The organism is Methanothermobacter thermautotrophicus str. Delta H, assembly GCF_000008645.1.
In the GTDB taxonomy this organism is placed as follows: Archaea; Methanobacteriota; Methanobacteria; order Methanobacteriales; family Methanothermobacteraceae; genus Methanothermobacter; species Methanothermobacter thermautotrophicus.
On sequence record NC_000916.1, the window covers coordinates 84,415 to 97,187 of the forward strand.

General features: G+C 51.2%; 15 protein-coding genes and 3 pseudogenes. 15 read left to right on the forward strand and 3 right to left on the reverse strand.

Translation table 11 applies throughout. From position 1 onward, the window contains the following. The first annotated feature begins 32 nt into the window (after positions 1 to 32). From cbiM to MTH_RS00640, 15 genes and pseudogenes are all read left to right on the forward strand, one after another. Positions 33 to 701 (forward strand): cobalt ECF transporter S component CbiM, encoded by a 669-nt coding sequence (cbiM, locus tag MTH_RS00575; protein WP_010875769.1) that lies wholly within the window; start codon positions 33 to 35, stop codon positions 699 to 701. Between the two features lie 3 nt (positions 702 to 704). Next, positions 705 to 991 (forward strand): annotated as a pseudogene (locus MTH_RS00580) (energy-coupling factor ABC transporter substrate-binding protein). A gap of 33 nt (positions 992 to 1,024) precedes the next feature. Beyond that, positions 1,025 to 1,786, forward strand: coding sequence for a cobalt ECF transporter T component CbiQ (gene cbiQ, locus MTH_RS00585; RefSeq protein ID WP_048060748.1), 762 nt, complete (start codon positions 1,025 to 1,027; stop codon positions 1,784 to 1,786). A 173-nt stretch (positions 1,787 to 1,959) separates the two neighbouring features. After that, the gene (locus MTH_RS00590; protein WP_048060749.1) at positions 1,960 to 2,796 is read left to right on the forward strand and encodes an ATP-binding cassette domain-containing protein; all 837 of its coding nucleotides are present in this window, start codon (positions 1,960 to 1,962) and stop codon (positions 2,794 to 2,796) included. An 11-nt stretch (positions 2,797 to 2,807) separates the two neighbouring features. After that, on the forward strand, positions 2,808 to 3,266 hold the full coding sequence (gene ribC / locus MTH_RS00595) for a riboflavin synthase (RefSeq protein ID WP_048061180.1): 459 nt from the start codon (positions 2,808 to 2,810) through the stop codon (positions 3,264 to 3,266). A gap of 23 nt (positions 3,267 to 3,289) precedes the next feature. Further along, positions 3,290 to 3,874, forward strand: a complete 585-nt coding sequence (locus MTH_RS00600) for a flavodoxin family protein (RefSeq protein ID WP_048061181.1) — start codon at positions 3,290 to 3,292, stop codon at positions 3,872 to 3,874. 25 nt (positions 3,875 to 3,899) lie between these two features. Continuing rightward, positions 3,900 to 4,553: a glycosyltransferase family 2 protein gene (locus MTH_RS00605; RefSeq protein ID WP_338101040.1), complete on the forward strand. Its 654-nt coding sequence runs from the start codon at positions 3,900 to 3,902 to the stop codon at positions 4,551 to 4,553. An 81-nt stretch (positions 4,554 to 4,634) separates the two neighbouring features. Further along, positions 4,635 to 4,961, forward strand: coding sequence for a DUF2304 domain-containing protein (locus MTH_RS00610; protein WP_048061182.1), 327 nt, complete (start codon positions 4,635 to 4,637; stop codon positions 4,959 to 4,961). A 17-nt stretch (positions 4,962 to 4,978) separates the two neighbouring features. Further along, entirely contained in the window at positions 4,979 to 6,112 is a 1,134-nt protein-coding gene (locus tag MTH_RS00615; RefSeq protein WP_048060750.1) for a glycosyltransferase family 4 protein, read from the forward strand. Positions 6,113 to 6,192: 80 nt separating this feature from the next. After that, positions 6,193 to 6,669, forward strand: a pseudogene (locus MTH_RS00620) ((Fe-S)-binding protein); the annotation flags it as partial. Next, positions 6,666 to 6,875 (forward strand): heterodisulfide reductase-related iron-sulfur binding cluster, encoded by a 210-nt coding sequence (locus MTH_RS10245; RefSeq protein ID WP_394295911.1) that lies wholly within the window; start codon positions 6,666 to 6,668, stop codon positions 6,873 to 6,875. The pseudogene MTH_RS00620 and the gene MTH_RS10245, both read left to right, overlap by 4 nt. Then, the gene (locus tag MTH_RS00625) at positions 6,872 to 8,062 is read left to right on the forward strand and encodes an LUD domain-containing protein (protein ID WP_010875779.1); all 1,191 of its coding nucleotides are present in this window, start codon (positions 6,872 to 6,874) and stop codon (positions 8,060 to 8,062) included. The genes MTH_RS10245 and MTH_RS00625 overlap by 4 nt, the downstream gene beginning before the upstream one ends. Positions 8,063 to 8,164: 102 nt before the next feature. Further along, the gene (locus MTH_RS00630) at positions 8,165 to 8,875 is read left to right on the forward strand and encodes a (5-formylfuran-3-yl)methyl phosphate synthase (RefSeq protein WP_010875780.1); all 711 of its coding nucleotides are present in this window, start codon (positions 8,165 to 8,167) and stop codon (positions 8,873 to 8,875) included. A gap of 18 nt (positions 8,876 to 8,893) precedes the next feature. Beyond that, positions 8,894 to 10,376, forward strand: a pseudogene (guaB, locus tag MTH_RS00635) (IMP dehydrogenase). 16 nt (positions 10,377 to 10,392) lie between these two features. Next, positions 10,393 to 10,986 carry a molybdenum cofactor guanylyltransferase gene (locus MTH_RS00640; protein WP_238374218.1) on the forward strand — a complete coding sequence of 198 codons (594 nt, stop codon included), beginning with the start codon at positions 10,393 to 10,395 and terminating at the stop codon, positions 10,984 to 10,986. On the opposite strand, the gene MTH_RS00645 is transcribed toward MTH_RS00640, so the two are convergent. The 3 genes from MTH_RS00645 to cbiT form a co-directional block, all read right to left on the reverse strand. Beyond that, the gene (locus tag MTH_RS00645) at positions 10,976 to 11,179 is read right to left on the reverse strand and encodes a pseudomurein-binding repeat-containing protein (protein ID WP_048060751.1); all 204 of its coding nucleotides are present in this window, start codon (positions 11,177 to 11,179) and stop codon (positions 10,976 to 10,978) included. The two genes, MTH_RS00640 and MTH_RS00645, sit on opposite strands and share 11 nt — an antisense overlap. A gap of 146 nt (positions 11,180 to 11,325) precedes the next feature. After that, positions 11,326 to 12,084, reverse strand: a complete 759-nt coding sequence (locus MTH_RS00650) for a hypothetical protein (RefSeq protein ID WP_010875784.1) — start codon at positions 12,082 to 12,084, stop codon at positions 11,326 to 11,328. 32 nt (positions 12,085 to 12,116) lie between these two features. Further along, complete coding sequence (gene cbiT / locus MTH_RS00655; protein WP_010875785.1) at positions 12,117 to 12,695, reverse strand: precorrin-6Y C5,15-methyltransferase (decarboxylating) subunit CbiT; 579 nt, start codon at positions 12,693 to 12,695, stop codon at positions 12,117 to 12,119. Positions 12,696 to 12,773 lie beyond the last annotated feature (78 nt).

Sequence of the window (12,773 nt, forward strand, 5' to 3'; positions counted from 1 at the left end):
TTTACTTTAGAAGGATTCAAGAAGGTGATAAATTGCATATCATGGAAGGATTTCTCCCCTGGCAGTGGTGCCTCCTCTGGTATCTGCTCTCAGCCCCGGTCATAGTCTATGGCCTCATCAGGATAATAAGGATTGCAGATGAGAAACCCGAGGCAAAACCACTCCTTGCAGTTAGCGGTGCATTCATGTTCGTTCTCTCATCCCTTAAACTGCCATCTGTAACCGGCAGCTGCTCACACCCCACGGGTAATGGTCTTGGCGCTGTACTCTTCGGACCGGCAGTTACCTCGGTGATGGCACTGATTGTTCTGATCTTCCAGGCGATACTTCTGGCCCATGGAGGACTCACAACCCTTGGAGCCAACGTTTTCTCAATGGGTATAGTGGGACCCTTCTGTGCCTGGGGAATCTACAGGCTCACCAGGTCCTCACTTTCCACATCAGTTTCAGTTTTCCTTGCAGCCTTCCTCGGGGACCTGATGACCTACGTGACAACCTCGGTGCAGCTGGCCCTGGCGTTCCCGATTCCCGGATTTTCAGAGGCCCTGATGAAGTTCATGATCATATTCGCCTACACCCAGCTACCCCTTGCAGTGGCAGAGGGCCTCCTGACGGTGGTGATATTTGAGAACATACTCAAACTCAAACCTGACATAATGGAAAAGCTTCAGATAATCAGTAAAAAGGCTACGGAGGCCTGAAAAATGGATAAAAGACATATTTTAATGCTCCTTGCTGTTATAATAATCAGCGTGGCACCCCTGATAATCTACAGTGGCCATGGAGAGGATGATGGCTATTTTGGTGGTGCTGATGACAGTGCAGGTGATGCGATAACTGAGACCGGCTACAAACCATGGTTCCAGCCACTATGGGAGCCTCCAAGCGGTGAGATAGAGAGCCTCCTTTTCGCCTGCAGGCAGCAATAGGAGCCCTCATAATAGGCTACGTCTTCGGCTACTACAGGGGCAGGGGTGAATCATCAGAATAATCCTTTGAGGTACGATGGCATCAGGTGAGGATAATGAACATCTCAGTTGACTACTATGCACATAACAACAGCCTGAGGGAAAGCAGCACGGGCTTCAAGATGTCCCTCTGCATAATTACAATGATAATATCAGTGATATCACCCACACCGCTAATCCCTGCCATCGTGGCGGTTTTAATGACCCTCACCATCCTCTTCGTGGCGGATATACCTGCATCATACTACCTGAGGTTTGCAGCGGTCCCTGCAGGTTTCGGGCTTTTAACCCTTGTCCTCATGACCCTCTTCTTCGGTGTGAACCCTGCAGCAACCATAATGGGGCTCAGGGTGTACAGTGATGGTCTTCAGACAGGCCTGCTTGTGTTCTCAAGGATCATGGGAGGATTCTCCTGCCTGGCATTCCTTGCCCTCACAACGCCGGTGAATGAGATATTCCATGAACTTGGAAGGCTCGGAGTGCCGCCAGCCCTAACCGAGATAGCCCTCCTCATGTACAGGTCAATCTTTGTCTTCATTGAGGAGGCCTCGGTCATGTACCATGCCCAGGATACAAGGCTCGGATACAGCGGCCTCAGAAACTCCTACAGGTCCCTGGGCCTCCTTGCAGGCAACCTATTTATAAGATCATGGCTCAGGGGCGAGACCGTCTACCGTTCCATGGAGTCACGGTGCTACACAGGATCCATGCCATCACTGAGGAAGCAGTCCATGGGGTTCAGGGGCATGGCCATGATCATCCTCTTTGACGGTCTCCTTGTGACAGGTCTTCTTTTCACGTCAGGGGTCTGGTTATGATCCTCTGAGATCTGCTGATATCCTCACATCGGTTTTTTGATTTCTGATACCTCCAGATGGTGGGCTATGAATTTATCCATTCATGATCTGTTTCATCGATCCGATAGGATTAAGCAGACTTAAATATAGAATACACATTATTATCATAACGTTTAAGGGATCACGGTGTGAACATGAGGATTATCGAGGCAGTAGATATCAGATACACATACCCTGATGGCACAGAGGCCCTCAGGGGGATCAACTTCCATGCAGAGAGGGGGGAGGTCGTGGCCCTCCTGGGACCAAACGGGGCTGGTAAATCCACGCTGTTCCTCCACTTCAACGGGATACTTCAGCCCACCAGCGGGAAGATAATGATAGATGGGGAGGAACTCGACTACAGCAAATCAGGGCTGATTAAAGCGCGTCAGAAGGTTGGAATAGTTTTCCAGAACCCTGATGACCAGCTATTCGCACCGAGGGTGGATGAGGACGTGGCCTTCGGACCCCTCAACATGGGTCTTTCTGAGGATGAGGTTGAGGAGAGGGTACGGGACGCCCTCCAGAAGGTGGGGATGCTGGGATACGAGAGCAAACCACCCCACCACTTCAGTGGCGGTGAAAAGAAGAGGGTTGCAATAGCAGGTATAATTGCAATGAAGCCGGATATAATGGTTCTGGATGAGCCAACCTCTGGCCTTGACCCCAGGGGTGCCTCACAGATCCTCAGGCTCCTCCACAACCTCAACGAGGAGGGAATGACCATAATCATATCAACACATGACGTTGACCTCGCCCCCCTCTACTCCGACAGGATATACATAATAAGTGATGGAGAGATAATAAGTACAGGGGCGCCTTCCGAGGTCTTCTCTGATATCGATACTATCCGTGGTGCCAACCTGAGGCTTCCAAGGATAGCCCACCTCGTTGAGATACTCCAGAAGGAGGATGACCTTCCCTTTGAGGAGCCCTACCCCCTGACAATAGGGGAGGCCCGGAGGAAACTCCGTAACCAGCTCAGATAGGTGATTTCATGATAAAGGTCGGGATCTGCGATACAACCTTTGCAAGGTATGATATGGGCGGAGCTGCAATCGATGAGCTGAAGAAGCACACTGCAGGTATAAAGATCATAAGGAGGACCGTCCCCGGGATAAAGGACCTTCCGGTGGCCTGCAAGAAACTCATAGAGGAGGAGGGCTGTGAGATGGTCATGGCCCTCGGGATGCCAGGTCCAGAGGAGAAGGATAAAGTATGCGCCCACGAGGCATCCACGGGTCTCATACAGGCCCAGCTCATGACGAACACCCACATACTTGAGGTATTTGTACATGAGGATGAGGAGGATGACCCTGAAGAACTCAAGGTCCTTGCAGATAACAGGGCAAGGGAACATGCCCAGAACCTCATCATGATGCTATTTAAACCAGACAGGCTTACACGTGAGGCCGGTATGGGTCTGCGTGAGGGCAAACCCGATGCCGGGCCACTTTAATGAAACAGAAGGAGGTTGATTTCATGGTTAAGGTTATTGGAATCTGTGGAAGTCCAAGAAAGAATGGTAACACCGAGATACTCCTCAGGGAGGCTCTTGATGCCGCTGAGGAGGCCGGTGCAGAGACTGAACTCGTGAGACTCGCAGGTCTTGATATAAATCCATGCAGGGCGTGTGACTCATGCAAGAAGACAGGTGAATGCGCCATCGAAGATGACCTCAACAGGGTGGTTGAACTGGCAGCATCCGCCCATGGAATAATAATAGGGAGTCCGGTCTACTTTGGTTCCGTGACAGCCCAGACCAAGATGTTCATGGACAGGACAAGGCCTCTCCGTAGTGAATTCAGGCTGGCAAACAGGGTCGGCGGTGCTGTGACCGTGGGGGGGTCACGAAACGGTGGCCAGGAAACAGCCTGCAGGGACATTCACAGCTTCTTCCTTATACATGAGGCAGCTGTTGTGGGCAACGCCTCACCCACTGCACACTACGGAGGAACCGGTGTCGGCGGTGCAAAGGGCGAATCAGCCGATGACATGACAGGTATCGAAACAGCAAGGAACCTTGGAAGGAGGGTCGCCCTCCTTGCAGCAAGGATCCATGGCTGAATCCAGAACTATCTGAGTGGAATTCATGGCTGAACACAGGCAAGAGGACGTTGCGGTTGTTGTACCTGTATACAATGAGGAGAAGACCGTGGCGGGTGTCATAGAATCCCTCCTTGATAGGGGCTACAGGGTCATAGCCGTTGATGACGGCTCAAGGGATTCAACCCCTGAGATACTTGCAGGAATAGCATCTGAAAGGGATGGATTATCTGTTTACACCCACGTCATAAACAGGGGTCTCGGAACGGCCCTGAGGACTGGTCTGAGGGCGGCTGTGGATGAGGGGGCCTCCTGCATCGTCACCTTTGATGCGGATGGGCAGCATGACCCTGATGATATTGAGGGGGTCATCGAGCCCCTCCTGAAGGGGGAGGCCGATGTGGTGATAGGTAGCCGGGACTTCTCTGAGATGCCCCTTTCAAGGAGCCTCGGGAACACCCTAATGAACCTGCTGACCCTCCTGTTCTATGGTTGCAGGGTTTCAGATTCCCAGTCTGGTCTGAGGGCATTCACAGCCAGGGCAGCATCAGTCATTGATATAAAGAGCAGAGGTTACGGTGTTTCATCCGAGATAATAGGTGAGATACACAGAAATGGTCTCAGGATGAGGGAGGTTACAATAAAGACGATATACACTCCCGAGACAATATCCAAGGGACCAGCACCTCAGTGGGTATAAGGATACTTCTGAGGCTGATCCTGAACATGCTTAGAAGGTTTAAACAGGAGATCAGCTGTGAGATCCAGTGTTGGTGAGTTTATGATATATCAGGTTATTGGAACTGTTATTGGAATTGCAGGTATAATTGTATCCTTTGCGAGGTTCAGGGAGTCAAGGACGTCGCCGGGGGGTCTTCTTCTCTGGCTGATACTCTGGGTTTCGGTCATACTCTTCTCACTTAACCCCCCGTTCTCAACCAGGATCGCCAACCTTCTTGGCATCGGCAGGGGACTTGACTTTCTACTCATAATAGGCATACTCGGAGCCTATTACCTCCTTTTCAGGATATACCTCATGGTCGACAGGATCCAGCAGGACATAACCGAGCTTGTCCATGAAATCGCCCTCAGGGAACATGATGATTGAGGAAACAGGGGGTTCATATGAGGATATGCATCGTTACGGAGTACTTCCCTGGAGGCGAGGAGCTGAACATCCGGGGCGGTGCAGAGGCCTGTGCCTTCAACGAGGCCCTTAAACTGTCAGAGAAACATGAGGTCACGGTACTGACATCAAGGACCCCTGAAAACCCTGAGAACTACAGATGCGGGAACATGGAGGTTATCTGCTGTGGCCCTGTGAGGTCCTATGTCCAGGCGGGTTCAATCACAGGGAGACTCTCCTTCATGTTATCAGCATACCGTGAGGGATTAAAACTTGACCCTGACGCGGTGATTGGCTACAACTTCATAACACACCCCGTTGCCTGGATGATCGCAGGAAAAAGGAATGCTGCGGCACTGGCCCGCTACCATGACGTCTGGATCGGGGAGTGGGTGAGGAACATAGGGGTTTCAGGCATCCTCGGTGAGCTGCTTGAGAGGTACACACTCTCACGGAGATTCGACAGGATAGTGGCGGTATCTGAGTACACAGCAGGCAAGATCCTTGAGAGGTATCCCTGGCAGCAGGTCTCTGTTGTTCATAACATGGTCGACTTCAGGACACCTCCTGTCCGGAAAACCAGCACACCATCAATTGCATGTGTATCACGCCTTGTTGAATACAAGAGGATCCAGGACCTCATAAGGGCGGTTTCGGTGATAAGGGAGAAGTTCCCTGATATAAGGTGCCGGATAATCGGCACAGGTCCCCTTGAGGAGCGTTTAAGGGGTCTTGCACGTGAACTTGCTGTTGAGGATAACGTTGAGTTCATGGGCTTCGTTGAGAAACACGCAGATGTACTGGAGGTTATAGCAGAGTCCTGGGTCTTCTGCCTTCCAAGCGTGGTTGAAGGCTTTGGAATAGTTGTTGTGGAGGCCATGGGCTGCGGGACACCCTTCGTGGCTGCCAGGATACCCCCTGTAATGGAGTCAAGCCAGGAGAAGGGAGGACTTTTCTTTGAACCCGGAAACTGGCGTGACCTTGCAGAGAAGCTTGAACTTTTGCTCTCCAGCGGAGAGCTCCATGAAAGGTTAAGCTCTGAGGCTGCAGATGTTTTCAGGGACTACAGTGCAGATTCCATAGGTAGAAAGCTGGAGAGAGTGCTGACGGAGGTCACAGGCAGGGATGAATGATTCCCCCCATGGGTGTATTCGTGGTTCTTTTTCTCAGGGCTGCTGACAACTATTAATAGTCAGGGAACATAACTGATATTATGGTTATCTACTTCAGAGGATGTCTTGCAAGGGAGAGACTGCACGGGATATCCAGGGCCACAGAGAAGATACTCAGAGCCGCAGGACTGGAATACAGAGTCCTTGATGAAGAGTCATGCTGTGGTTCGGTCCTTCTGAGGACAGGGTTCCTTGAAGAGGCAGAGATTCAGATAAGCAGGACAGGAAGCATGCTTGATGGGGAGGAGGTTGTTGTATCATGTGCTGGCTGCTACAGGACTCTCAGCAGGGATTACAGGGAGAGAGGTTATAATATAGCCGTTAAGCACATATCTCAGCTCATAGAGGAACTGATGGCAGAGGGTAGGATTGAATTTGAGAAAACAGACCTGAAGGTGACCTACCATGACCCCTGTCACCTCTCACGCCACAGCGATGAAAGGGACACATCCAGGGCTATTCTGATGGAATTAACAGATTTCAGGGAAATGGAACATCATGGCAGGGACTCCAGATGCTGCGGTGCCGGAGGGGGCTGCGTTCAGCCCAACCTGATGTATCGTCTGCTGTGGCATCTTCACGGATACAAGAGGCTGCAAGGACCGGGGCAGACATCCTGTGCACCTCCTGTCCATTCTGCAGCCTCAACCTCGGAGCAAGATCCATGAGGGTCATGGACATTACAGATGCTCCTATCGGAACTTATCAGGAGGAGAAACGTTGAATGACAGTGAAATCCGCCAGTATGAGGATTTCTTCAGCGAAATCAATGAAAGACGCCTTGAACTTCTGGATAGGCCAGAGGTGGCTGAACTGGCAGACAGGGTCAGGACGATACGTGAATCATCCATTGAGAACCTCAACGAACTCATAGCAGGGGCATCTGAACGCTTCACGGAAAACGGCGTCGAGTTCCATCTTGCAGCTGACGCTGATGATGCCTGCAGGATAATATATGAGAGCCTCGAAGGTGACACCATTGCAAAGTCAAAGTCCAACACCCTCTCCGAGATAGGGCTCGCAGATTACCTCAGGAGGAGGGGGGTGGAGGTAATTGAGACGGACCTGGGGGACCGTATACTCCAGCTTGCAGGTATAGGAAAACCTGCGCACCCTGTTGGACCGGCTCTCCACCTGGGTGTATCTGAAATAGCGGCCATAGTAAGGGATAAACTCGAAGCTGACATCAGGGATGATCCCCATGAGATAATGGAGGCGGTGAGATCCGATATACTGCAGTCCATAGCTGAATGCAGTGCAGGGATAACCGGTGCCAATTCTGTGGCAGCCTCTGATGGATCAGCTGTTATAGTCCATAACGAGGGAAACGTGGCCAGGCTCTCACTCATGGACACACACATCATGGTCTTTGGTGTGGATAAACTGGTCCCTCAGATCGAGGATGCTGTATCGGTGGTTAAACTGGAGACCGCCTATGCCACAGGTACCAGGGTGCCATCCTACATCAACGTGATCTCAGGACCCTCAAAGACCGCGGATATAGAGAAGATGCTCCTAACCGGGATGTACGGTGCATCAAGGGTCATAGCAGTTGCAGTTGACAACGGGAGGTCCGAAGCATACCCGGAGGCCCTCCTCTGCATAGGGTGCGGCAGCTGCATAGTCAGCTGTCCCGTCTACAACACAGTCGGGAACAGGTTCGGTTACCGTGGATACCTGGGGGGCCGTGGTGTTGTTATGAGCAGCTTCATTGATGGCAGGGAAGCTGCAGCTGAATCAGGCCTCTACATGTGCACCCTGTGTGGTCTCTGCACCGAGAAATGCCCGGTTCGACCCCCCGCTGCTGAGATGATGGATAGGCTCCGGCGGAACTGCGTTGCCGCGGGTATAAGGCACCCAAGCCACATGAGGATAGCGGCGCGGATACTCAGGAGGGGTTCACCCCTCTGAAAAGAAAGGTATAAAAAGGTGCTGTGCTAGATAAATTAAAAAAATTATCATATCATGTTTCTTGGGATATTCATTCCATGATTTTTACCAGGAGGTTATAGATTGCTTCTATTGATAAGTCCAATTAACACTGAGGAGGCACTAGAAGCCATAGAAGGCGGTGCAGACATAGTCGATGTTAAGAACCCTGCAGAGGGATCCCTGGGAGCAAATTTCCCGTGGGTGATCCGCAGGGTCAGGGAGATGACACCGGAGGACATGCTTGTAAGCGCGACACTGGGTGATGTGCCCTACAAGCCGGGCACAGTATCCCTTGCAGCCATGGGGGCGCTGGTGTCAGGAGCTGACTACATAAAGGTGGGTCTATACGGGACCAGAAACTATGATGAGGCAGTTGACGTCATGAAGAACGTTGTGAGGGCTGTTAAGGACCAGTCAGACGCCATCGTGGTTGCAGCCGGCTACGCTGACGCTCACCGTGTTGGCGCTGTTGAACCCATGGAGATACCCCGCGTTGCGGCTGATTCCGGTGCAGACCTTGCAATGCTTGACACCGCCGTTAAGGACGGTAAAACACTCTTTGACTTCATGGACATGGAAAAACTGGAATCCTTTGTATCAGCTGCCCGTGATCATGGACTGAAGTCAGCCCTCGCAGGATCAGTTGGCAGGGAACACCTGAAACCCCTCCATGAGATTGGCTGCGACGTTGTAGGCATAAGGGGGGCTGCATGTGTTGGCGGAGACCGCAACACAGGCAGAATCCACAGGGACGCTGTGAGGGAACTCAAGGAACTCCTGGACAGCTTCTAAATTAGCTGAGGGATTTGAATGTACAGGAAAAAATTAACTGAAGCAGAAACAGGTTACACATTTGATGATTTTCTTCTTCTTCCCCAGGCATCATATGTGGAACCCAGGGATGTGGAGACCGCTGGCAGGGTATCAAGGAATATAGAGCTCAAGATACCCGTAATCAGCTCCGCCATGGACACGGTAACAGAGTATGATATGGCCATTGCAATGGCACAGGAGGGTGGAATGGGGGTTATCCACAGGAACATGAGCATCAGGGACCAGGTCGAACAGGTGAAGAAGGTTAAAAGATCCGGAGACATCACAATAAGGGACGTTATAACAATATCACCTGATTCAACCCTCAGGGAGGCCCATGAAATCATGGACCAGGAGGAGATAAGTGGTCTGCCGGTTGTTGAGGACGGTGTGCTCATAGGTATAATAAGCCGCAGGGACATTGAACCCATCTTCAACTCAGATGCGGACAAGAAGGTTGACCAGGTCATGACAAGGGACGTTGTCACCGTGGACGAATCCATAACCCCCAACGAGGCCCTTGACATAGCCTACGAGAACAAGGTCGAAAGGCTCCCTGTTGTGAAGGATGGAAGGATCGTCGGCATGCTCACAATGAAGGATATACTGGAGCGCAAGAGGTACCCCAACGCGTCCAGGGACAGTGAAGGTTACCTCAGGGTCGCAGCCGCCACAGGCCCCTTTGATCTTGAAAGGGCCAGGGCACTGGATGAGGCTGGCGCAGATGTGCTGGCAATCGACAGTGCCCATGGACACAACATGAACCTTGTGAAGAGTGCCGGGGCAATGAAGAAGGAGATAGAGGCTGACCTCATAGTCGGCAACATAGCAACCAGGGAGGCTGCAGAGGACCTCATTGCACAGGACGTGGACGGTCTAAAGGTGGGAATAGGGCCCGGTTCAATGTGCACAACAAGGATCATAGCAGGTGTCGGTGTCCCCCAGCTCACAGCCATAGCAGAGGTGGCTGACGTGGCCGCAGAATATGGAGTGCCTGTCATCGCCGATGGAGGTATAAGGTACTCAGGGGACATTGCAAAGGCAATAGCAGTGGGCGCCGACTGTGTGATGCTGGGTAATCTCCTTGCAGGTACCTATGAGGCCCCCGGTGATGTTGTGGTTATGAACGGACGTAAATACAAACAGTACCGTGGAATGGGGTCCCTCGGTGCAATGACAGGGGGTATAGGTGCAGGCACGGATCGTTACTTCCAGGAACCCCGCGGGCACATGAAGCACACCAAGGTGGTGCCTGAGGGAGTGGAGGGTGTTGTCCCGTACAGGGGCACGGTAAGTGAAGTTCTCTTCCAGCTCATAGGCGGTCTGAGAGCATCCATGGGCTACTGCGGTGCCGCTAACCTAAGTGAGATGAAGGAAAGGGCGAAGCTGGTCCGGATAACTTCAAGCGGGTATCAAGGAGAGCCACCCCCACGACCTCCTCATAACCAATGAGAGTCCAAACTACCCGACCCTCAAATAATTATTTTTTTATGGAAATGAGTGAACTTGACTCTGTTGCTGTCCTCTGCGGTGGCAGGGGAAGGCGGATGGGCTCAGATAAGGGACTTCTTCTCATGGATGACCGGCCCTTCATAGAGATCATAACAGCAAAATTACTTGGACATTTCAGTGATGTCCTTGTGGTTCTGCGTGACACTGACCAGGCCGGGACCTACAGGGGCATCCTCGATGACCGTGTGAGGATCCTGACGGATGAGCTGCCTGGTGCAGGACCCCTTGGAGGAATATACACTGCACTGGGGAATATATCAGGGGATGCTGCGCTTTTCCTCCCCTGTGACGCGCCCCTTGTTACGGACGAGTTCCTGGTGAATATGAAGGAGTGCTTCCGGAGGCTTGGGGATTCCTGTGACGCCATAGTACCATGGGGGGATGATGGACCGGAACCCCTCCATGCTGTGTACTCTGCCAGGGTGAGGGGGACTGTGGAGGCGCTTCTATCCAAAAATAAAAGGAGAGTGGGGACTCTGATTGAATCCATTAACTCCTGCCGCATAGCCGCAATCAGACTGGATCCGACACTTCAAAGCTTCAGGAACTTCAACCGTCCGGAGGATCTCAGGATCTGATATCAACTGTGCGTGGATTCCTTCCCATCTCAAGAACAAACTTGTTTACACGCTCAATCATGTCGATGTAGTGTTCTTTATGGATTTTCTTCCCATCGACAAGAGCATATTTCGGTAGAGACCCGTACAGATTCTTAAACTCAATTATCTCGCTAACCATTTCCCTATACTGCTCTAGGGTCAACCTTTCCATGGATACCAACCACAGGAGTTTTTCTATACTCTCTTTATCATAATATATAAGTTATACGATTTTATTTTCACATCAAGCCAATATTAAAAATTTAAATTAAAATATGAAATCTTTCTGGCCCCCTTTACTGAATTCTTCCCATGAACTCAACTGAGGACCTCCACCCGCGCCTCCCTGTTGAAGGGGTTCTTCCTCACTGCGAGGGAAAATAGGTAGGGGTAGTTCTCACTCAGGTGCTCCATGTAGCCAAGCCACTCCCCGATAACTGCACTGTAGGCCCTCGTAAGGTCACCTGCAAGGTGTTCATAGTCTGAAGGCGGGAGGGAGGTGATATCCTCCCTGGCCTCGAGCTCCTCCATCAGATGGAACACGGCCCAGAGCATATCTGTGAAACTCTCATGTTCAAGTAGATTAGGATTTTCCAGGAGCCCAAGGAGGAACTTCCTCCTTGATACGAGAAACTCCCTAAGGTAATGCAGGAGTTCAATGCTCTCCTCTGATCCAAGCTCAAAACTGAAGTCCAGACCATTGAACTCATCAATTATTTTTCTGAAATCATCACTGCTCCAGGAGGTATCCATGATCAGTCTGGATGCAATGAACGGTGTGTTTGATTCAAAGGGGGACACCTCCCTCAGGAACTCTGTACCGGTTTCACTGAAGAATGCACCTATGACTATGTTGAGCTTTTCAAGCCTCTCAGAGAGTTCCCTTCGGGATATAGCGGCCTCAACAACTATCACCACTATAAGTATCTCCAGGGGCACGAATGCAAGGTCTATACCAATGTAGAAGAGCTCTGTTTCAGGTTTATGGAATATCAGATATAAAATGAAGTATATGGATGCTGATACAAGTACCAGAAGAAGCGCCAGTTTTACTCTCCAGTTAATTTTTGTCTTCATTGGATACCCCCTGTATCTGGGTTGCTTTCCAGTTAATCTTTGTTTTCATGGGATACCCCAGTGTATATCAGTGCAACAGGGTTCCTTGAGACCATCATGGTGCCTCTATCAAGTGCACGGCCCCTTGCTATGTTGAGTTCAGTGATGTTCACATCAAATCCAAGGTCCCTGAGGCACTCCATTGCCTCAAACTTCGTCTCAAGGAGTATCGCCGTCACGATTATCCTGCCACCGGGCTTCAACTTATCCTTTATAATCCTGAGGATCTCCTGCAGTTCACCCCCGCTACCACCCACAACTGCAATGTCGATGTCAGGGATCTTACAGAGGGCCTCAGGGGCATCACCCTCCATCAGTGTTACATTATCTCCAAGGCCATGCCTCTGGAGGTTCATTTCAGTTGTTGAGATGGCTTCAGGGTTCCTGTCGATTGCATAGACCCTTCTGACCCTCCCTGCAAGTTCTAGGGTCACTCCACCGGTTCCACAGCCCACATCAACGGCAACATCATTTTTACCGGGCTCTGCAAGGCACATGATGAGGCATCTCACTTCCATGGCGGTTGGGCCCGGGACTGAGGGGTTCTTTATGAACTCATCGTCGGGTATCAAGTCATCACCTTTACTGGGGGGTTATTCCATCATCGTTGAACTCATCGTCGGGTATCAGGTCATCAAATCTTAATGCGG

Coding starts and splice junctions, on each gene's coding strand:
- cbiQ (WP_048060748.1), top strand. CDS start 1,025: ATGAACATCTCAGTTGACTACTATGCACATAACAACAGCCTGAGGGAA.
- MTH_RS00590 (WP_048060749.1), top strand. CDS start 1,960: ATGAGGATTATCGAGGCAGTAGATATCAGATACACATACCCTGATGGC.
- MTH_RS00600 (WP_048061181.1), top strand. CDS start 3,290: ATGGTTAAGGTTATTGGAATCTGTGGAAGTCCAAGAAAGAATGGTAAC.
- MTH_RS00605 (WP_338101040.1), top strand. CDS start 3,900: ATGGCTGAACACAGGCAAGAGGACGTTGCGGTTGTTGTACCTGTATAC.
- MTH_RS00610 (WP_048061182.1), top strand. CDS start 4,635: ATGATATATCAGGTTATTGGAACTGTTATTGGAATTGCAGGTATAATT.
- MTH_RS00615 (WP_048060750.1), top strand. CDS start 4,979: ATGAGGATATGCATCGTTACGGAGTACTTCCCTGGAGGCGAGGAGCTG.
- MTH_RS10245 (WP_394295911.1), top strand. CDS start 6,666: ATGCTGCGGTGCCGGAGGGGGCTGCGTTCAGCCCAACCTGATGTATCG.
- MTH_RS00640 (WP_238374218.1), top strand. CDS start 10,393: ATGAGTGAACTTGACTCTGTTGCTGTCCTCTGCGGTGGCAGGGGAAGG.
- MTH_RS00645 (WP_048060751.1), bottom strand. CDS start 11,179: ATGGAAAGGTTGACCCTAGAGCAGTATAGGGAAATGGTTAGCGAGATA.
- MTH_RS00650 (WP_010875784.1), bottom strand. CDS start 12,084: ATGAAGACAAAAATTAACTGGAGAGTAAAACTGGCGCTTCTTCTGGTA.